Source organism: Streptomyces sp. SAT1 (assembly GCF_001654495.1).
Classification (GTDB): domain Bacteria; phylum Actinomycetota; class Actinomycetes; order Streptomycetales; family Streptomycetaceae; genus Streptomyces; species Streptomyces andamanensis.
In genome coordinates, this window is sequence record NZ_CP015849.1 from 6,306,199 (window position 1) to 6,325,795 (window position 19,597).

Annotated in this window: 16 protein-coding genes; 9 read left to right on the forward strand and 7 right to left on the reverse strand. The window is 74.9% G+C overall.

The annotated features are described in order from the left end of the window. The 7 genes from A8713_RS27035 to A8713_RS27065 all read left to right on the forward strand — a co-directional run bounded on the left by A8713_RS27035 (position 1) and on the right by A8713_RS27065 (position 8,468). Positions 1-957, forward strand: coding sequence for an STM4015 family protein (locus A8713_RS27035; RefSeq protein WP_064536250.1), 957 nt, complete (start codon positions 1-3; stop codon positions 955-957). After that, complete coding sequence (locus A8713_RS27040; RefSeq protein ID WP_064536252.1) at positions 938-2,191, forward strand: STM4014 family protein; 1,254 nt, start codon at positions 938-940, stop codon at positions 2,189-2,191. The genes A8713_RS27035 and A8713_RS27040 overlap by 20 nt, the downstream gene beginning before the upstream one ends. Positions 2,192-2,273: 82 nt before the next feature. After that, complete coding sequence (locus A8713_RS27045) at positions 2,274-3,140, forward strand: STM4013/SEN3800 family hydrolase (protein ID WP_064536254.1); 867 nt, start codon at positions 2,274-2,276, stop codon at positions 3,138-3,140. Continuing rightward, entirely contained in the window at positions 3,137-4,507 is a 1,371-nt protein-coding gene (locus tag A8713_RS27050) for an STM4012 family radical SAM protein (protein ID WP_064536256.1), read from the forward strand. Before A8713_RS27045 ends, A8713_RS27050 begins: the two co-directional genes overlap by 4 nt. A gap of 8 nt (positions 4,508-4,515) precedes the next feature. Continuing rightward, the gene (locus tag A8713_RS27055) at positions 4,516-5,373 is read left to right on the forward strand and encodes an STM4011 family radical SAM protein (protein WP_064536258.1); all 858 of its coding nucleotides are present in this window, start codon (positions 4,516-4,518) and stop codon (positions 5,371-5,373) included. Between the two features lie 130 nt (positions 5,374-5,503). After that, positions 5,504-7,570, forward strand: coding sequence for a phosphocholine-specific phospholipase C (locus A8713_RS27060; protein ID WP_064536260.1), 2,067 nt, complete (start codon positions 5,504-5,506; stop codon positions 7,568-7,570). Between the two features lie 52 nt (positions 7,571-7,622). Further along, complete coding sequence (locus A8713_RS27065; RefSeq protein WP_064536262.1) at positions 7,623-8,468, forward strand: phospholipid scramblase-related protein; 846 nt, start codon at positions 7,623-7,625, stop codon at positions 8,466-8,468. 38 nt (positions 8,469-8,506) lie between these two features. On the opposite strand, the gene A8713_RS27070 is transcribed toward A8713_RS27065, so the two are convergent. Both A8713_RS27070 and A8713_RS27075 read right to left on the reverse strand, forming a co-directional pair. After that, the gene (locus A8713_RS27070; RefSeq protein WP_064536264.1) at positions 8,507-9,679 is read right to left on the reverse strand and encodes a hypothetical protein; all 1,173 of its coding nucleotides are present in this window, start codon (positions 9,677-9,679) and stop codon (positions 8,507-8,509) included. Beyond that, positions 9,676-10,473 carry a phosphatase PAP2 family protein gene (locus tag A8713_RS27075; protein ID WP_064536265.1) on the reverse strand — a complete coding sequence of 266 codons (798 nt, stop codon included), beginning with the start codon at positions 10,471-10,473 and terminating at the stop codon, positions 9,676-9,678. The genes A8713_RS27070 and A8713_RS27075 overlap by 4 nt, the downstream gene beginning before the upstream one ends. Before the next feature lie 250 nt (positions 10,474-10,723). Between A8713_RS27075 and A8713_RS27080 the strand changes: the two genes are divergently transcribed. Continuing rightward, on the forward strand, positions 10,724-11,341 hold the full coding sequence (locus A8713_RS27080) for a TetR/AcrR family transcriptional regulator (RefSeq protein ID WP_064536267.1): 618 nt from the start codon (positions 10,724-10,726) through the stop codon (positions 11,339-11,341). A 141-nt stretch (positions 11,342-11,482) separates the two neighbouring features. On the opposite strand, the gene A8713_RS27085 is transcribed toward A8713_RS27080, so the two are convergent. Continuing rightward, positions 11,483-12,718 carry a DUF2510 domain-containing protein gene (locus tag A8713_RS27085; protein WP_064536269.1) on the reverse strand — a complete coding sequence of 412 codons (1,236 nt, stop codon included), beginning with the start codon at positions 12,716-12,718 and terminating at the stop codon, positions 11,483-11,485. 198 nt (positions 12,719-12,916) lie between these two features. On the opposite strand from A8713_RS27085, the gene A8713_RS27090 reads away from it, so the two are divergent. Next, entirely contained in the window at positions 12,917-15,607 is a 2,691-nt protein-coding gene (locus A8713_RS27090) for an ATP-binding protein (protein WP_064536270.1), read from the forward strand. Between the two features lie 101 nt (positions 15,608-15,708). Here A8713_RS27090 and pcaDC read toward each other — a convergent pair whose 3' ends face one another. From pcaDC to pcaH, 4 genes are read right to left on the reverse strand one after another with little or no spacing between them, the layout of a single operon-like run. Then, the gene (pcaDC, locus tag A8713_RS27095) at positions 15,709-16,848 is read right to left on the reverse strand and encodes a bifunctional 3-oxoadipate enol-lactonase/4-carboxymuconolactone decarboxylase PcaDC (protein ID WP_064536272.1); all 1,140 of its coding nucleotides are present in this window, start codon (positions 16,846-16,848) and stop codon (positions 15,709-15,711) included. Further along, the gene (pcaB, locus tag A8713_RS27100) at positions 16,845-18,209 is read right to left on the reverse strand and encodes a 3-carboxy-cis,cis-muconate cycloisomerase (RefSeq protein ID WP_064536274.1); all 1,365 of its coding nucleotides are present in this window, start codon (positions 18,207-18,209) and stop codon (positions 16,845-16,847) included. The genes pcaDC and pcaB overlap by 4 nt, the downstream gene beginning before the upstream one ends. Further along, complete coding sequence (pcaG, locus tag A8713_RS27105) at positions 18,206-18,811, reverse strand: protocatechuate 3,4-dioxygenase subunit alpha (protein WP_064536276.1); 606 nt, start codon at positions 18,809-18,811, stop codon at positions 18,206-18,208. Before pcaG ends, pcaB begins: the two co-directional genes overlap by 4 nt. 6 nt (positions 18,812-18,817) lie before the next feature. Continuing rightward, a complete protein-coding gene (pcaH, locus tag A8713_RS27110; protein WP_064536278.1) occupies positions 18,818-19,591 on the reverse strand; it encodes a protocatechuate 3,4-dioxygenase subunit beta in 774 nt (257 codons plus the stop codon). Positions 19,592-19,597 lie beyond the last annotated feature (6 nt).

Below are 19,597 nucleotides of genomic sequence, written 5' to 3' on the forward strand. Positions count from 1 at the left end.
ATGCGCTACTACCCCTCGCACCTGACGAGCTTCCACGGCCTGCCGGTGCACGACTTCGCGGCGCCCGAGCCCCGCCGCAAGGTCCCCGCCGCACCGCCGGAGCCCGGCGCGGTGGCCTGGCGGCTGTCCTGCCTGTGGGAGGAGATCCCCTTCGCGACACTGTGGCCCCGGTTCCTCGACGAGGTGCCCACCGAGCAGGTCACCGCCCTCGTCCTGGGCGCCTGGTGGGACGAGTGGGACGAGCACGGCATCGGGCCCGTCCTGGAGGCGCTGACCGCCGAGGCCCACCGCTTCCCGCGGCTGCGGGCGCTGTTCCTCGCCGACGTGGAGTCCGAGGAGTCCGAGATCTCCTGGATCAAGCAGGGCGATGTGACCACCGTCCTGCGCGCCTGGCCGCACCTGGCGGAACTGGGCGTCCGCGGCGCCGAGGACCTGGTGCTCGAACCGCTGCGGCACGAGGGGCTGCGCACGCTGCGCATCGAGTCCGGCGGCCTGCCCCGCCCGGTGGTGCACGCGGTGAGCGCCTGCGACCTGCCCGCCCTCGAACACCTCGATCTGTGGCTGGGCACCTCCTGGTACGGCGGCGACTGCACCCGCGCGGACGCCGACGCGCTGCTGGCCTCGCTCGGCGACCGGCCCCGCCTGCGCCACCTGGGCCTGAAGAACAGCGACATCCAGGACGACATCGCCGCCGCCGTGGCCGCCGCGCCCGTCGTCGCCGGACTCGACTCGCTCGACCTGTCCATGGGCACCCTCGGCGAGGACGGCGGCGGCGCCCTGCTGGCCGGACAGCCGCTCACCCACCTGAAGTCGTTGGACCTCCGCCACCACTTCATGAGCGAGGCGCTCACCGAGCGGCTGCGCGCCACCCTCGCGCCGCACGGCGTGGACCTGGGGCTCACCCCCGCCCACAGCGCGGGCCGGGCACGGGAACGCTATGTCGCCGTCGGAGAGTGAGAGCGCGCCGCGGTTCGCGGTGGTCGGCAACCCGGAGAACCGCCGGGTGGCGCTGTTCACCGCGGCCGTGCGCGCCGCCGGACTGCCCGCGCCCCGCGTCGTGCCGTGGACCGGGGTGCTGCGGGCGGGCGGTGCCGACTTCGCGCCCGGCGAGACCGTACGCCTGGACTCGCCCGGGGAGAACGCGGAGGCCGACCTGCTGCTGCGCGGCGTGGACGACCCCACCCGCGTCGAGGGCTCGGCCCGCTGGTACACGCGGTTCCTGACCGCCGTGGGCGGCCTGCGCGGCGGCGTACGCCTCGACCATCCCGGCGACCTGGCGGTGCTCTTCGACAAGCGCCGCTGCCACGCCGTCCTGGAAGCGGCCGGTGTGCCCGTGCCGTCCTCCCCGACGTCCGGGCCCGCCGCCGCGGCGGTCGGCGGCTGGGACGACGTACGGCGGCTGATGCGGGAGCACCGCATGCCCCGGCTGTTCGTCAAGCTCGCGCACGGCTCCTCGGCATCCGGCGTCCTCGCCGTGGAGTCCGGCGGCAGGGGCCGCGTACGGGCCACGACCTCCGTCGAACGCGCCGAGGACGGACGGCTGTACAACTCGCTGCGGATCCGCCGCTACGAGGACGAGCGCGACATCGCCGCCGTCGTCGACACCCTGGCGCCCGACGGGCTGCACCTGGAGCGCTGGGTGCCCAAGGCGTCCCAGCAGGGCCGCGCCGCCGACCTGCGGGTGCTCGTCGTCGCCGGACGCGCCACCCACGCCGTGGTGCGCACGAGCACCGCGCCCCTGACCAACCTCCACCTGGGCGGCGCCCGCGGCGACCTCGACGCGGCGCGGCGCGCGGTGGAGGCCGCCGGGGGCCGCTGGTCCGACGTGCTCGGTGTGTGCGAGCGGGCCGCGGCCTGCTTCCCGCGCACCCTGTGCGTCGGCGTCGACCTGCTGCCGGCCGTCGGCTGGCGCCGCTTCGCGGTCGGCGAGGTCAACGCCTTCGGCGATCTGCTGCCCCGGCTCACCGGCCTGCCGGGCAGCGGCGCCGAGGGGCTCGACACCTACGCGGCGCAGGTCGCCGCCGTCCTCGGCGCCCCCGCCCGCCCGCACCACCGGACCGAGGCCCCGGCCCGCTCCTCTCGGCCTTCCCCGCCTTCCCCGCCTTCCCCGCCTTCTCTGCCTTCTCTGCCTTCCCTGTCTTTCCGGCCCGCACCCCAGCACAGAACAGGACCCGGCCATGCCGTCGCCTGACCCGACGCCCCCGCCCCACGACCCGCCCCGGCGCCGCGTCAGCCCCGCACCCCCGGCCGCACCCGCCGGGGCGAGCCCGGACATGCACGAGGTGGTCGGCAGCCACGACCTGCTCCTGGTCACCCTGGACACCCTGCGCCACGACGTCGCCGCCGAACTCGCCGCGGCCGGCCGCATCCCGCACCTCGCCCGCCATCTGCCCGGCGGCCACTGGGAGCGACGGCACGCGCCCGGCTCCTTCACCTACGCCTCCCACCAGGCGATCTTCGCCGGCTTCCTGCCCACCCCGGCCGCGCCGGGGCCGCACCCGCGCCTGTTCGCGGCGAGCTTCGCGGGCAGCGAGACGACCAAGGACGGCACCTGGGTCTTCGACACCCCCGACCTCGTCTCCGGCCTCGCCCAGGCCGGTTACCACACGGTGTGCGTCGGCGGTGTGGGCTTCTTCAACAAGCAGGGCGCGCTGGGCTCCGTGCTGCCGGGACTCTTCCACGAGTCCCACTGGGAGCCCGGCTTCGGCGTGGCCTCGCCGACATCCTTCGAGGCGCAGGTGGCGTGCGCCGAGCAGGCGGTGCGGCGACTGCCCCGCGAGCAGCGGCTGTTCCTCTTCGTCAACGTGTCGGCCCTGCACCAGCCGAACTGGTTCCATCTGCCCGGCGCCACCCGAGAGGCGGGCGACAGCCGGGAGACGCACGCCGCCGCCCTGGAGTACGTCGACCGGCACATCGGCCGCCTGTTCGCCGCCGCGAGCAGCCGCCGCCGCTGCTTCGCCGTCGTCTGCTCCGACCACGGCACGGCCTACGGCGACGACGGCTACACCGGCCACAGCCTCGGGCACGAGTCCGTGTGGACGGTGCCCTACGCCCACTTCTTCCTGGAGCCCGGACCCGGTGCCGAGCCCGGACCCCCCAGCCCCACCGCAGCCCGAGCCCCCTCCGGAGCCCCCCGATGACCACCGTGACCAGCCTGCGGCCCGCCGGGAAGGCACCCGCACCGCCGAGCCCGTACCAGCACTACGTCTACGCCTACCCGCACAAGACGGCCTACCGGCGGCTGCCCGACCGCCCCCGGCTCGCCGCCCTGTGGGCCGCCGAACCCAAGGACGCGCTCTCGCTCTACCTGCACATCCCGTTCTGCGAGGTGCGCTGCGGCTTCTGCAACCTCTTCACCCGCATCGGCGCCCCCGACGGGCTGACCGGTGCCTACCTGGACGCCCTGGAGCGCCAGGCGGGCGCCGTCCGCGACGCGCTCGGGGACGGCGCGCCGGTCCGGTTCGCCACCGCGGCCTTCGGCGGCGGCACCCCCACCTTCCTCACCGCCGCCGAGCTGACCCGGCTCTGCGACATCGCCGAACACCGCATGGGCGCCGACCTGCGGGCCGTCCCGCTGTCGGTGGAGGCCTCGCCCGCCACCGCCACCGCCGACCGGCTGGAGGTCCTGGCCGACCGCGGCGCCACCCGGCTCAGCCTCGGCGTGCAGAGCTTCGACGACACCGAGGCACGGGCGGCGGTGCGCCCGCAGCGCCGCGCGGACGTCGAGGCGGCCCTCGCCCGGATCCGCGACGCGCGCGTCCCGGTGCTCAACATAGACCTGATCTACGGCATCGACGGGCAGACGGAGGCCAGTTGGCTGCGCTCCCTGGACGCGGCCCTGGCCTGGCGGCCCGAAGAGCTCTACCTCTACCCGCTCTACATCCGCCCGCTGACCGGACTCGGCCGCCGCGCCACCGGACCCGACCCATCCTGGGACGAACAGCGGCTGCGGCTGTACCGGACGGGCCGCGACCACCTCCTGGCCCACGGCTACACCCAGCAGTCCATGCGCATGTTCCGCCGCACCGACGCCCCGCCGCAGGGCGCCGACGACTACGCCTGCCAGAGCGACGGCATGATCGGCCTGGGCTGCGGCGCCCGCTCCTACACCGCCGACCTGCACTACTCCTTCGACTACGCGGTCGGCACCCACGAGATACGCGCCATCGTCGACGACTACGTCGCCCGCCCCGCCGCCGACTTCGCGCACGCCGAGTACGGCCGCCGCGTCGACGCCGGCGAGGCCCGCCGCCGCCATCTGCTCCAGTCGCTGCTCCAGGCCGACGGCCTCGACACGGCCGAGTACCGGACCCGCTTCGGCACCGCGCCCGAGGAGGACTTCCCGGCCGAACTCGCCCGGTTCGCCGAGCGGGGCTGGCTCGCTGCCACCGACCCGCGCACCGCCCTGCGGCTCACCCCGGAGGGCCTGGCCCACTCCGACGCCCTCGGACCCGAGCTGTTCTCGCCCGCGGTCCGCGCCGCCATGACCGCCTACGCCCGCAAGTGAGCCGCGCCATGGACCTCACCCTCCTCTACCGCGGCCCCCTCGCCTCCTGCGACTACGACTGCCCCTACTGCCCGTTCGCCAAGCGGCGCGACAGCCGCGAGCAACTGCGCGCCGACCGCGCGAGCCTGGAGCGGTTCGCCGACTGGGCCGCCGGGCAGCGCGGCGACCGGCTCTCCGTGCTGTTCACCCCCTGGGGCGAGGGCCTGGTGCGCTCCTGGTACCGGCGCACACTCGTCGAGCTGTCCCGCCTGCCGCACATCCGGCGGGTGGCGATCCAGACCAACCTGAGCTGCCGCACCGACTGGCTCGCCGACGCCGACCCGGACACGCTGGCCCTGTGGTGCACCTACCACCCGGGCCAGACGCCGTACGACCGCTTCCTCGCCAAGTGCCGTGACCTGGCGGACCGTTCGATCCGGTTCAGCGTCGGCGTGGTCGGCCTGCCCGAGCACCTGCCCGAGGCCCGCCGCCTGCGCGCAGACCTGCCCGCGCACGTCTATCTGTGGATCAACGCCGCCGAGGGACACGTCTACGACGACGCCGAGGCCGGCCGCTGGACCGCGATCGACCCGCTCTTCCCCTACAGCCGCCACCCGCACACCAGCGCCGGACTGCCCTGCCGCACCGGCGAGTCCGTCGTCTCCGTCGACGGCGAGGGCACCGTGCGCCGCTGCCACTTCGTCCGCGCCGCACTCGGCAACCTCTACGACGGCTCCTACCGGGCCGCGCTGCGCCCGCGCCCCTGCCCGCTCGCCGTGTGCGACTGCCACATCGGCTACGTCCACCTGGAGACCCTGCCGCTGTACGACGTGTTCGCGGGCGGCGTGCTGGAACGGATACCGGCCGCGCCCGTGGTGGTCCCGTAGCCCCGTTGTACCGACGGCTTTCCCACAGGTGACACCGCACCCTTCCCTCCCGTCCGGTGCTCTTGGAACACTCGGCGCGCAGCACTCCGACTGTTCCGGCCATCCGCACACCAGGAGGAGAGGACCCCCCATGCCGTCACCCACCCCCGAGGTCAACCGGCGCCGCTTCCTTCAGATCGCGGGCGCCACCACGGCGTTCACCGCGCTCAGCGGCAGCATCCAGCGTGCCGCCGCACTGCCCGCCCACCACCGCACCGGGTCGGTCGAGGACGTCGAGCACATCGTCGTCCTCATGCAGGAGAACCGCTCCTTCGACCACTACTTCGGCACCCTGCGGGGTGTGCGCGGCTTCGGCGACCCGCGCCCGGTCACCCTGCCCGGCGGCAAGCCGGTCTGGTACCAGAAGGACACCGCGGGCCGGGAGATCCTGCCCTTCCGCCCCGACGCCGACGACCTCGGCCTGGCCTTCGTGCAGGACCTCCCGCACGGCTGGAACGACGGCCACGCCGCCCACGCCCGGGGCCGCTACGACCGCTGGGTGCCCACCAAGGGCAGTACGACGATGGCGTACCTGACCCGCCAGGACATCCCCTTCCACCACGCGCTCGCCGACGCCTTCACCGTCTGCGACGCCTACCACTGCTCGCTGATCGGCTCCACCGACCCCAACCGCTACTACATGTGGACGGGGTACACCGGCAACGACGGCAAGGGCGGCGGCCCGGTCATCGGCAACGACGAGGCGGGCTACAGCTGGACGACCTACCCCGAGCGGCTGGAGCGGGCCGGGGTCTCCTGGAAGATCTACCAGGACATCGGCGACGGACTCGACGCCGCCGGCGGCTGGGGCTGGATCCAGGACGCCTACCGGGGCAACTACGGCGACAACTCGCTGCTGTACTTCGACCAGTACCGCAACGCCCGGCCCGGCGACCCGCTCCACGACAAGGCCCGCACCGGCACCGACGCGAGCCGGGGCGAGGGCTTCTTCGACCAACTGCGGGCCGACGTCAAGGGCGGCAGGCTGCCCCGGATATCGTGGGTCGTCGCCCCCGAGGCGTTCACCGAGCACCCCAACTGGCCCGCCAACTACGGTGCCTGGTACATCTCCCAGGTCCTGGACGCGCTCACCGGTGATCCCCAGGTGTGGGCGAGAACCGCCCTGTTCATCACCTACGACGAGAACGACGGCTTCTTCGACCACCTCGTGCCGCCCTTCCCGCCGGACTCGGCCGACCAGGGGCTGTCCACCGTCGACCCGGGCCCGGACCTGTTCAAGGGCGGCGGCGGTCAGGTCGCCGGTCCCTACGGGCTGGGCCAGCGGGTGCCGATGCTGGTCGTCTCGCCGTGGAGCAAGGGCGGGTTCGTCTGCTCCGAGACCTTCGACCACACCTCGATCATCCGGTTCATGGAGCGCCGCTTCGGGGTGCGCGAGCCGAATATCTCGCCCTGGCGGCGGGCGGTCTGCGGCGATCTGACGGCCGCGTTCGACTTCTCCCGCGTGGACAGCCGCCCGGTCTCCCTGCCCGACACCTCCGGCTACGCGCCGCCGGACCGCGACCGCCACCCCGACTACGTCCCGGTCCCGCCCGCCCAGGGCTCCCTGCCCCGCCAGGAACCCGGCAGCCGGCCCGCCCGTCCGCTCAAGTACGCGCCCGTGGTGGACGGTTCGGCGGACCCGGCGGCCGGGAAGTTCACCCTGTCCTTCGCCTCCGGAGCGCAGGCCGGGGCCGCCTTCCTGATCACCTCGGGCAACCGCACCGACGGCCCGTGGACCTACACCACCGAGGCCGGCCGGACCGTCTCGGACACCTGGAACTCGGCCTACTCCGGGGGCTCGTACGACCTGACCGTGCACGGCCCCAACGGCTTCCTGCGCACCTTCCGCGGCCCCGGCCGCACGGCGGGCCCGGAGGTCACCGCGCGCTACGCGGGCGACGACGTGGAGCTCACCTTCACCCACCGGGGGACGGGCACGGCACGGCTCAGGGTGACCGTCGGCTACGGCGGCCGGCCGGTGGAGGTCGCGGTCGAGGCGGGGGCCACGGTGCGCCGCCGGTTCGCCCTCGCCGCGAGCCGGCGCTGGTACGACCTGACGGTCACCTCCGCGGGCGATCCGTCGTTCGTGCGGAGGTTCGCCGGGCATGTCGAGAACGGCCTTCCCGGAGTGAGCGACCCCGCGATCGCGGCCGGCTGACCGGCGTCCGCGCGGCGGTTGCTTTCCGGCCGGCTCGCGGTAGTGTGCCCCGGTGACCACGCATTCGAACACACCTGCAGGCTGGTACCCGGACCCCCACGGGGCGGCGCAGACGCTGCGCTACTGGGACGGCGCGCAGTGGACCGAGCACACCCACGCCGACCAGCAGGCTCCCGCCGCCCAGCAGGTGCCGCCGCAGGCCCAGACGCCCGCGGCGGCCCCGCAGGCCGGGTTCGACCCGCGCGTGCAGCAGCAGGTGCGGGAGGAGGCCGGTGTCGCCTCCGGCAACGTGGGCGGCGGCACCCTGTTCAGCGAGCCGGTCCTCGTGGTGAACCAGAAGGCCAAGCTGATCGAGCTGACCAACGAGTACGAGGTCTTCGACCAGAACGGCAACCGGCTCGGCGTCGTCACCGAGATCGGCCAGAGCGCCCTGCGCAAGGTCGTGCGGTTCGTCTCCAGCATCGACCAGTTCCTGACGCACCGGCTGGAGATCCGGGACGCCTACGGGCAGCCGCAGCTGGTGCTGACCCGGCCCGCGAAGTTCCTCAAGTCGCGGGTGATCGTCTCCCGCCCGGACGGTTCGCAGGTCGGCGAGATCGTCCAGCAGAACGTCTTCGGAAAGATCAACTTCGCGATGAACGCGAACGGGCAGCAGGTCGGCGCCATCAAGGCGGAGAACTGGCGGGCCTGGAACTTCGCGATCGTCGACCACGCCGACAACGAGGTCGCCCGGATCACCAAGACCTGGGAGGGCCTGGCCAAGACGATGTTCACGACGGCCGACAACTACGTCCTCCAGATCCACTACCAGCTGCCCGAGCCGCTGCTGAGCCTCGTGGTGGCGACGGCGCTGACCGTGGACACGGCACTCAAGCAGGACGCGCGCGGCCTGGGCTGACACGCCCCGGCCGCGGGCCCGGAGCGCGCTCGGAGCTCTCAGAGCTTGCTGAGGCGTTCCGGCCCGGACCGGCGGGAGCGGCGCGTCCGGCGCCGCACGCGCAGCGCCGGTTCCCGGGCGGCCGACCCGGCTTCCAGGGCCAGCACAGCGGCCACGGGGTGCTCCTCGTGGCCGCTGCCTTGTGCGGGCGCGGGCGCGGGCGTGCGCGGGTGCGCGGGGACGCTCTCCCGTACCGGCGGAGTTCCGGGTGCGGGCGCCGGTACGGCGGCGAGCGCGGGCGATGCCCCCGGCCCGGACTCCGACGCGAGCCCGGCACCGGCCCCGGTCTCGATCCCGGTGTCGGCCGCCGTCGCGGGCACCCGAACCCCGTCCGCCGCGGCCGGTTCCGTACGCGACGGGGTCGCCCGGGTCAGCTCGACGACGCCCCAGGCGGCGAGCGCCGCACCGGCCAGGGCGAGCAGCACCCCGCGCACCCCGCCCTGGAGCCCCTGTCCGAGCAGGGTGAGACCGATCACGGCGGCGGCCACCGGATTGGCCAGCGTCACCACGGCCAGCGGTGCGCCCAGACCGCCTCGGTAGGCGGTCTGCGAGAGCAGCAGCCCGCCCGTCGCGAACGCCGCGACCAGCAGCGCCACCACGATCACCCGCGCGCTGAGCAGCGGTCCGGTGTGGTCCGTGGCGGCCACGGTCACCGTCTGGGTGAGCGCCGAGGCGACTCCCGAGGCGAGGCCGGAGGCGGTCGCGTGCCGCAGGCCCGGCCGGGCGCCGGGCCGGGACAGCACACCGATGAGGACGGCCGTGGTGCCCGCCACAGCCAGGGCCTCGGCCGGGCTCAGCACCTGCTCGGGCGCGGGCCCGGACGCGGCGACCAGCAGTGCGGCGAGACCGAGCAGCGTGCAGGCCGTGCCGCGCCACTCGGCGGCGGCGACCTTCCGCCCGGCCAGCCGCGCGCCCATCGGCACGGCGGCCACGAGGGTGAGCGCGCCGAGCGGCTGGACCACGGTCAGCGGCCCGTACTTCAAGGCCACCACGTGCAGCAGCGCCGCCGATCCGTTCAGCGCCACCGCTCCCCACCAGGCGCCGCGGCGCAGCAGCGCGAGCGCGCCGGTGGCGGCGGCCCGCGCGGCGAGCCGCTCCTGGGCGACCGCGGCGGCGGCGTAGGCGACGGCCGAGAAGAGCGAGAGGACCAGGGCGAGCAGGGCGGCGCTCATCGGACGGCCCCCACGAGCGTGCCGTCCTCGGCCGGTACGGGCCGTCCGGGGCCGCGTGCCACGACGAGCGTCCGGCCGCTCGGCCGCGGCAGGGCGACGAGGGCCAGGGCGAGCAGCGCCGTGGCGACGATCGCGTCGAGCCAGTAGTGGTTGGCGGTGCCCACGATCACCAGCAGGGTCAGCAGCGGGTGCAGCAGCCACAGCCAGCGCAGGCGGGACCGGGTGGCGGCGACCAGGGCGAGGGCCACCATCAGCGCCCAGCCGAAGTGCAGCGAGGGCATGGCCGCGAACTGGTTCGACAGATGGTCCGTCCTGGGCGGCCCGTACACCGAGGGCCCGTACACGTGCGCGGTGTCGATCAGGCCGGTGGCGGCGAGCATGCGCGGCGGGGCGAGCGGGAACGCCAGGTGCAGCGCCAGGGCGGCGGCGGTCAGCGCGGCGAGGACGCGGCGGGTCCAGACGTAGTGCGCCGGGCGGCGCAGATAGAGCCAGACCAGCAGCCCGACGGTGGCCGGGAAGTGCACGGTCGCGTAGTAGGTGTTCGCCACGCGCACCAGGGTGTCGCCGTGCAGCAGCAGCGACTGGACGGCGCCCTCGCCGGGCAGGTGCAGCGCACGTTCCAGGTGCCACACGTGGTCCGCGTTGCGGAAGGCCTCGCCGGTGTGGTCGGCGGCCAGTCGGCGGCCGAGCTTGTAGACGAGGAACAGCCCCGCGACGAGCAGCAGCTCGCGCACGAGCGCGGGCCGCGCGGGCCGCGCGGGTGCCGCGGCGGCGCCCTCGGTTCGGGATGTCATGCCCCGGCCCCTTCGCGTCCGTGTGTGCGTGTGTGGTGAGTGGGTGCGTCCCGGCAGGGGCGAGCCGCCCGTACCCGAAGCATCGATACGACATCGTACCGATACGCCAGTGTACCGATACGATGGTGTACCGGTACACTGGCGTATCGATTGAGGCTTCTCACACACGGCTGAGGTCTCTCACACCGGACATGAACCACACTGGAGAGCGGCTGGAGCCGCGCTGGAGCCACGAGCGAGGAGAAGAGCGATGACGTCGCAGGCCGCGGACGGACCGGACACGGTTGTCGCCTCGCGCCGCTCCAAGATCACGCCCGAGCGTGAGCAGGAGTTCTTCGACGCCGTCCTCGAACAGGTCCGCGAGTGCGGGTACGACGCCGTGACCATGGAGGGCGTCGCCGCCACCACCCGGTGCAGCAAGTCCACGCTCTACCGGCAGTGGAAGAACAAGCCGCGGTTCGTGGTGGCCGCCCTGCGCGCCAACCGGCGCAGCCGCTTCGGCGGGATCGACACCGGCTCGCTGGCCGAGGACCTGCGCCGGGCCGCGCGGGCGGCGGGGGAGTGGTCGGGCAAGGACACCCGGTTGCTCCAGGCGCTCGGGCACGCCATCATGCAGGACCCGGAGCTGAAGCAGGCGCTGCGCGAGGCCGTCGTGGAGCCGGAGATCGCCGCGCTGCGGGAGATCCTGCGCCGCGGCGTCGAACGCGGCGAGGTGGCCCGGGACAACCCGGCGCTGGCCTATGTGCCCGCGCAGATGTTCGGCGTCGTACGCATCCGGCCCGTCATCGACGGGACCTACGCCGACCCGGACTACCTCGTCCGGTTCGTCGAGGCCGCCGTGCTGCCCGCACTCGGCCTCGAACCCTGACCCAGGCCGCCGTCCACGGGATGACCGGACGACGGCCTGCACGCGCCGCACCGTGGGGACGGGGGCGGCGCGCTCCCGGCCGGGCGGCCCCTCTTGAGCGGAGAGGGAGCCCGCCCGGCCGGCAAAGCGGGACGCGCGGCGTCAGGCGCTCTGGCCGCTGCCGCCGCCCGAGGACACCTTGATCCCCTTGGTGATGTCGTCCAGCAGCGACTGCGGCTGGTCGGCGTCCACCCCGAAGCGCACCACGACCAGCTGGCCGGGCCGCGCCGGGGACGGGAAGACCAGGGACTCGACGATCCCGTCCGCGCCCTTGCTCGTGACCGCCTTCCAGCGCACCAGATAGCCCTTCTGGCCGGCCACGGTCACCGCCTTCGAGGCGAGCACCTGGTGCGAGGTCACCGCGCCGTAGGTCGTCCCGCCGTACGACTCCTTCACATTGGCCTCGATGTCGGCCTTGGCGACCTCCTCGGGCGTACTGCCCGCGGTGCGCAGCGCCGCGGCGGGCACCGAGTAGGCGCCGCCCTTGGTGCAGGACTTCGAGGTGTCACCGGGGCACTTGTAGCCGCTGTCGGAGGTGAGCTGGGCGCCCACGCCGATCTGCTGGCCGTACCAGCCGTCCGGGACGGGCAGGCTGATGCCGTTGACCGGGTCGGCGACCGAACCGCTGCGGATCTTCGGCGCCTCGGCACCGCCCCCGGACCCGTCCGGGTCACCGGACCCACCGGAACCGCCCGAGCCGCCCGGCCCGCCGGACCCGCCCGAGCCGCCGAGGCCCCCGGAGCCGTCCGACCCGCCCGAGCCGCCGGGACCGTCGCCGAACGGGCCGCCCCGGCCGCCGGAACCCTCCCGGTCCCCGGGACCGCGCTGCCCGCCGGGACCCTGCTGGGACCCGGCGCGGCTGCCGCCGCCGTCGTCCTTGCTCAGCGCGTACACGCCGACCCCGATGCTCGCCAGCACCGCGGCGGTCACCGCGACGGCTATCCCGGTCCGCAGCCCGCGCCGCGAACGGGCCGGCGGCTGCGCCGGATAGCCGGGGTATCCCGGATGCACCGGATACCCGGGCTGCACCGGAGCCCCAGGATCCCCCGGCTGTCCGTACAGTCCCTGCGGCGGTCCCTGCGGGCCGGGCTGCCCCGGCTGTCCGGTGTACGGCGGCCCGCCCGCGTCGTCCCCGGGCTCCGAGGACGGCGGCCGCGCCGGCTGCTCCGGGGGCACCGGACCGGCGGCCGGGTGCGCCGGCGGACCCCACGCGGCGGCCGGACCGGCCGGGCGGACCCGGTCCGTCCACGCCTTGCCGTCCCACCAGCGCTCGGTGGCGGGACCGTCATTCGTCTGGCCCGGGTCGGGGTACCACCCGGGAGGAGTCACCTGCGTCATGCCCCCACCGTATGAGGCGTCCGTGAAAGCGGTATGAGAGGGACCCCGCTGCGGCCCGGTTCCGCCACGGAGGCCGGGGCCGCGCACGGCACCCGTCACCCGTCACGGCAAGAGGTGGCCCGACCGGGCTCCGCTCGGGCGGCCCGGCCGCTAGGCTCGGCATTCGTACGTCGTTCGGGCGACTTGGGAGGTAGCGGGATGACGGAGGTACGGCCGGGACCGGCCGCCTCGGCCTCCCTGTGGGAGCGCGACGAGGAAGTCACCGCCATCCTCCGTGCGGTGGAGGCCCTGTGCTCCGACCGCGCGTCCCACGGAGAACTGCTGGTCCTCCAGGGCGAGGCCGGGCTCGGCAAGACCACCCTGCTCGCCCGCACCCGCCGCATCGCCGAGGCACGCGGCTGCACCGTGTGGTCGGCGCGCGGCGGCGAGATCCTGCGCTCCGTCCCCTTCAACGTGGTGCGCCAACTCCTCCAGCCCGCACTGCTGTCGCTGATGCCCGAGGAGGCACGCGAGTACCTGGGCGAGTGGTACGGCATCGCCGGGCCCGCCCTCGGCATAGCGGAACCCGGCGGCGGGCAGGCCGACCCGCGGAGCGTGTGCGAGGGCCTGGTCGCCGCGGTGAGCCGGCTGGCCGGGCGGGACTGGCCGCTCGTACTGATGATCGACGACGTCCACTGGGCCGACGAGGAGAGCCTGCGCTGGCTCGCCGCCTTCGCCGGCCGCCTCACCGAGCTGTCCGTGCTCCTCGTCGTGACCCGCCGCCCCGGCGAAGTGAGCGGCGACAGCGCCCAGTTGCTGGAGACGGTCGCCGCCGCCGCGGGGGTCCGCACCCTCAGCTGCCTCTCCCCGGAGGCCACCGCCGCGCTCACCCGCACCACGCTCGGCGACCACGCCGACGGCCCGTTCTGCCGCGAGGTGTGGGCGGTCACCGACGGCAACCCCTACGACACCGTCGAACTCCTCGCCAAGGTCCGCGACAGCGAGATGGACCCGGTCGAGGCGCACGCGGGCGAACTGCGCGACCTGAACCGCTCCGCCCGCGGCGGCGGCCTCGTCGCCCGCCTGGAGGAACTCGGCATCGACGCCACCCGGTTCGCGTGGGCCGCCGCCATCCTGGGCACCGACATCTCCGTCCAGCTGGTCGCCCGGCTCGCGACCATGAACCGCGACGACGCCGCGCGCTGCGCCGAACTGCTGCGCGAGGCCCGCATCCTCACCGAGCCCGATCCGGCCACCGCGGGCGCCGACGAAGGCGACCTGGAGTTCGTGCACCCGCTCATCGCCACCGCCGTCTACAGCTCCATCCCGGACGCGCTGCGCACCGCCATGCACGGCATCGCCGCCCAAGTGGTCACCGACTCCGGTCTCGGCGCCGCTGCCGCCTCCCGGCATCTGCTCCAGGTCCACCCGGACGACGACGAGGAACTCGTCGAGCAGTTGCGGCAGGCCGCCCGCGAACACCTCGCCGTCGGCGCCCCGGAAGCCGCCCGCCGCTGCCTGGAGCGGGCCCTGCTGGAACCGCCCACTCCCGAGGTGCACGCACGCGTGCTGTACGAACTGGGCTGCGCCACCCTGCTCACCGCTCCGGCCACCACCATCGACCACCTCCAGCTGGCGCTGAGCATGCCCGGCCTGGACGGCGCCACCCGCGTGGACGCCGTCTGGCGGCTGTCCCAGGCGCTGCTGCACAACAACCAGCTGGAGGACGCCGTCCACACGGTCGAGGCCGAGGCCGCCCGGCACCCGCCGGGCCCCGTCCGGCTGCGCCTCCAGGCCGTCCAGTTCATGTGGGAGGGCCTGCACACCGGTGAGACCATCACCCCGGACCGCTCCGAACGGCTGGCCGAACTCGCCGCCGGCTGCACCGGACGCGACAACTCCGAGCGCGCCCTGCTGATCCTGCGCGGCTTCGACGCCATGGCACGCGGAGAGAACGCCGAGGAGGTCGCGGAGCTGTGCGACCGCGCCCTCGTCAACGGCCGCCTCGCCCCCGGACTCGGCTGGACCGACACCGAGTGGGGCATCGAACTGCTGCTGATGCTCGCCAGCGCCTATGCCTACAGCGACCGCCTCGACCGCGCCGAAGCCCTCTACAACGAAGCGCTGCGCGCCTACGAGAACGCCCACTGGAACGGCGGCCACCTCGCCCTCGCGTACGCCTACGTGGGCCTCGGCCACCGCAGGCGCGGCCGGCTGCGCGAGGCGGAGCAGGCCCTGCGCGAGTCGCTGGCCATCGCCGAACGCGTCGGCCGCGGGCTGCCGTTGTACTGGACCGCCACCTGCAACCTGGTGGACACCCTGCTCGCCCGCGGCCATGTCGAGGAGGCCTGGGAGATCGCGGAGCGGTACGGCTTCGCGCCGCCCTACCCGGCCACCATCGTCATCCCGGACCCGCGCAGCGTCCGCGGCCGGCTGCTGCTCGCCGCCGGCCGCACCAAAGAGGGCGTGGCCGAACTGGAGGCCGCCGAGCAGGCCGCCGCCGTGCGCGGCCACCACAATCCGGTCATGGTGCCCTGGGCGGCGGATCTGGCCCGCGCCCTCGCCGTCGAGGACCCGGACCGTGCCGCGCGGCTCGCCTCCGACGTGCGCCGCCAGGCCGAGCGGTTCGGCACCGACACCGCCATAGGGGAGGCCCTGCGCTGCGCCGCCGCGCTGGAGACCGGCCCGCGGGCGGTCGCTCTCGCCGCGCAGGCCGTCACCTACCTGGAGGCGTCACCCTGCCAGTACGAACACGCCGCCGCCCGCGTCGAGCACGGCATCGCCGCCGGGTCGGCGGCCGAGCTGCGGCGCGGTCTGGCACTGGCCCGGTCCTGCGGCGCGGACGGTCTGGCGGACCGTGCCCGCGCGGCACTGGAGTCGAACGGATTCCCGCTGGAAGAGGAGGACTGAGCGGCCCCGCACCCGCGCGGACCCGCTCACCCGGCCCCGCACCCGCGCGGACCCGCTCACCCGGACCCGGTGCCGGACCCACTCCGGACCCGGCGACGGCCTCAGCCCGCTCCCGACTCGCCCGGCCCGCCCGCGTCCGGCTCCTCCGCCAGCACCCGCTGGGCCACCGCGAACGCCGAGTTGGCCGCGGGCACCCCGCAGTACACCGCGCTCTGCAGGAGCACCGCGCCGATCTCCTCGGGGGTCAGCCCGTTGCGTCGCGCCGCGCGGACGTGCATCGCCAGCTCGTCGTGGTGGCCGTGGGCGACCAGCGCGGTCATGGTGATCATGCTGCGTTCGCGCCGGGTGAGCGTGGGGTCGGTCCAGATCTCGCCCCAGGCGTAGCGGGAGATGAAGTCCTGGAAGCGGGCCGTGAACGGGGTCTGCCGGGCCTGGGCGCGGTCCACGTGCGCGTCACCCAGCACCTCGCGCCGGACCCGCATGCCCTGCCGGGCGGGGCCGTCCAGCTGAGTGCGCAGCGCGGTCAGCACGGCCTCGGGGCACTGCGCGGGTGCCAGGTGCGAGGCGCCCGGGATCTCGGTGAGGGCCGCGCCGGGCACCGCGTCGGCGATCTCCCGCAGATGCGCGGGCGGTGTCGCCGGGTCCTGGCGGCCCGCGATCAGCAGCGTGGGCGTGCGGATCTCGGAGAGCCTGCCGGTGAGGTCGAAGGCGGCCAGCGCGTCGCAGCAGGCGGCGTACGCCTCCGGGTCGGCCTCCCGGTGGTCGCGGATCAGCTCGGGCACGGTGAAGTCACCGGCGAACCAGCGGGATCCGGCGCTCGCGGCCAGCGCGGCGAGCCCCTCCCGGCGCACCAGCGCGGCCCGCTCCCGCCAGGGCCGCGCCCCGCCGAAGTGGGCCGAGGAGCAGATCACCGCCAGGGACGTCAGGCGCTCGGGGTGGTGCACGGCGAGATACAGCCCCACGGCACCGCCCAGGGACACCCCGGCGTACGCGAACCGCTCCAGGCCGAGCGCGTCCGCCAGCTCCAGGACCAGCGCGGCGAGGTCGGCCACGGTCGCGCCCGGACCGATCAGGCCGGCCGCCGAACCGCCGTGTCCGGGCAGGTCCCAGCGGACCACCCGGTGGGAGGCGGCCAGTTCCGGGGCGACCCGGTCCCACAGTGCCGAGGAGGTGCCCAGGGAGGGGCCGAGCAGCAGGGCGGGTGCCGTGGCGGGGCCTTCGGCACGGTGGTGCACGGTCAACGTCGCTCCAGAGCACGGTCGGTGAGGGTTCCGGCGCAGCCGGTGTAACGGGTGGGGTCGGTCGGGCCCGCCAGGTCGGTGTCCCGCAACTCCGGCACCTCGGCGAGGAGTCCGGCGAGCGGTCGGTCCTCGGCGTAGGCCCGGCGGGCCAGTTCGGTGAGGAGTTCCCGGGCGCGGGCGCGGCCGAGCACCCCGGACAGTTCGGCCGACAGCCGCTCCGAGACGATCAGTCCGTGGGTGAGGCCGAGGTGCGCGCGCATCGCACCGGCGTCCACCCGCAGCCCCTCGGCCAGCTCCGCCGCGTCGCGGGCCGCGCCGCCCACCAGCCGCAGCAGATCGCGCAGCGGCTCCCATTCGGCGTGCCAGGCGCCCGCGGGGCGCTCGTCCTCGGCGGCCATGGACGCGTACAGCGTGGCCGCGAGCTGAGGGGCGCGCCGGGCGGCGGCGGCGATCAGGGTGGAGCGCACCGGGTTCGCCTTGTGCGGCATGGCCGAGGAGCCGCCGCCGCTGCCCTCGGCCAGCTCGGCGATCTCGGTGCGGCACAGCGTCAGCACATCGGCCGCCGTCTTGCCCAGGGCGCCCGCCGTGAAGGCGAGGCAGCCGGCCAGGTCGGCGACCGGGGTGCGCAGAGTGTGCCAGGGCAGCAGCGGGGCGCGCAGCCCGAGTTCGCGGGCGTACGCCGTCACCAGCGCGGCCGGGTCCTCGGCGCCGTAGGCCGCGAACGCCGCCAAGGTGCCCGCCGCGCCGCCCAGTTGCACCGGCAGCGCGTCCCGTACGCGCGCGACGCGGTCCCGGGCGTCCAGGACGAGCGAGCGCCAGCCGGCCGCCTTCAGCCCGAACGTGGTCGGCACGGCGTGCTGGGTCAGCGTCCGGCCGGGCAGCACGGTGTCGCGGTGCGCGGCGGCCGTGCGGGCGAGGGCGGCCTCGGTGCGGGCCAGGTCGGCGAGGACCAGGTCCAGGGTGCGCGCGGCGACCAGCATCGCGGCCGTGTCCATGATGTCCTGGCTGGTCGCGCCCCGGTGCACGCAGGCGCCGTACTCCTCGCCCGCCGCCTCGGTCACCGCCGCGGTCAGGTCGGCGGCCAGCGGGATCACGGGATTGCCGCCGCCGCGGGCGCGTTCGGCCAGTGCGGGCAGGTCGAAGCGGGCCGGGTCGGCGGCCCGGGTCACCGCCTCGGCCGCGCCCTCGGGGACGAGGCCGAGCGCGGACTGCGCCCGGGTGAGCGCGGCCTCCGCCTCCAGCAGCGCGCTCAGGAAGGCGGCGTCGCCGGTCGCCGCCGCCGCGGCGGAACCGGTCCAGCCGGGCGCGAGCAGCCCGGCCTCGGCGCGGGTGCTGTCGGGTCGTGGTGCGGGTGGTGTCACCGGAACTCCAGGAAGACCGTCTCGCCCTCGCCCTGAAGGCGGATGTCGAAACGGTATGCCCCGCTGTCCTCGCGCGCCGCGATCAGCGTGGCGCGCCGTTGCTCGTCCAGCTGGGAGAGCAGCGGATCGGCGGCCAGGGCGGCGTCGTCGCCGGGCAGGTAGATGCGGGTGAACAGGTGCACGAGCAGGCCGCGCGCGAAGACGCAGACGCTCAGGTACGGGGCGTTGCCCCCGCGGGCGCCGGGCCGCAGGGTGCGCACGTACCAGTGGCCGTCCGCGTCGGTCTGGATCCGGCCGAAGCCGGTGAACTCCACGCCGTTGCGGCCGAGGAAGCCGCCGGAGGCCGGGTCGCGCCGCATCGAGCCGTCCACGGCGGGTATGCGCCCCTGCGGGTCCGGGCCCCATGTCTCGATCAGCGCGTCGGGCAGCGGACGGCCCTCGCCGTCGGTCACGTACCCGTGCACGGTGACGGTGTCCGGATGGCCGTGGGGCGCGACGTCCTCGCCGCCGGGGAAGGGCAGCGCGTAGCCGTAGAAGGGGCCCACGGTGTGTGAGGGGGTGGGTGCCGCGCCCTCGGGGCGGCCGGTGCCGGTCGTCGTCATGGCAGTTCAGCGCCCTTCTTCGAGCCAGGTGGCGGCGGGGCCGTCGAGCACGATGTCCCAGCGGTAGCCGAGGGAGAACTCCGGTACGGACAGGCTGTGGTCGTAGGCGGCGACCAGCCGCTGCCGGGCGGCGTCGTCCGTCACGGACCGGAGGATCGGGTCGTACGGGAAGAGCGGGTCGTTCGGGAAGTACATCTGCGTCACCAGACGCTGGGTGAACGCCGCGCCGAAGACGGAGAAGTGGATGTGCGCGGGCCGCCAGGCGTTGAGGTGGTTGCGCCACGGGTAGGGGCCGGGCTGGATGGTGGTGAAGCGGTAGCGGCCGTCGGCGTCGGTCAGGGTGCGGCCGACGCCGGTGAAGTTCGGGTCGAGCGGGGCGTCGTGCTGCTCGCGCCGATGGGCGTAGCGGCCCGCTGAGTTGGCCTGCCAGATCTCGACGAGCTGGCCGCGCACCGGACGTCCGGCGCGGTCCAGGAGCCGGCCCGAGACGGTGATGCGTTCGCCGACCGGTTCCCCGGTGTGCTGCCGGGTGAGGTCGTTGTCGGTCTCGGTGAGGTCCCGTTCGCCGAAGGCGGGCGAGGTCAGCTCGACCAGTTCCGGGTCCCGGGCGGTGTCGATGGCCACCAGCGGCTGCTTCGGGTGGCGCAGCACCGAGGAGCGGTAGGGCGCGTAGTCGCGGCGCGGGTGGTGCTCGACGGGGGCGCCCTGGGCGAGCCGCTTCTCGTACGCGGCGTGCTCGGCCGCGATCTCCTGGTCGATGTCCTGCTGGGTGAGGGTCATGGGGCG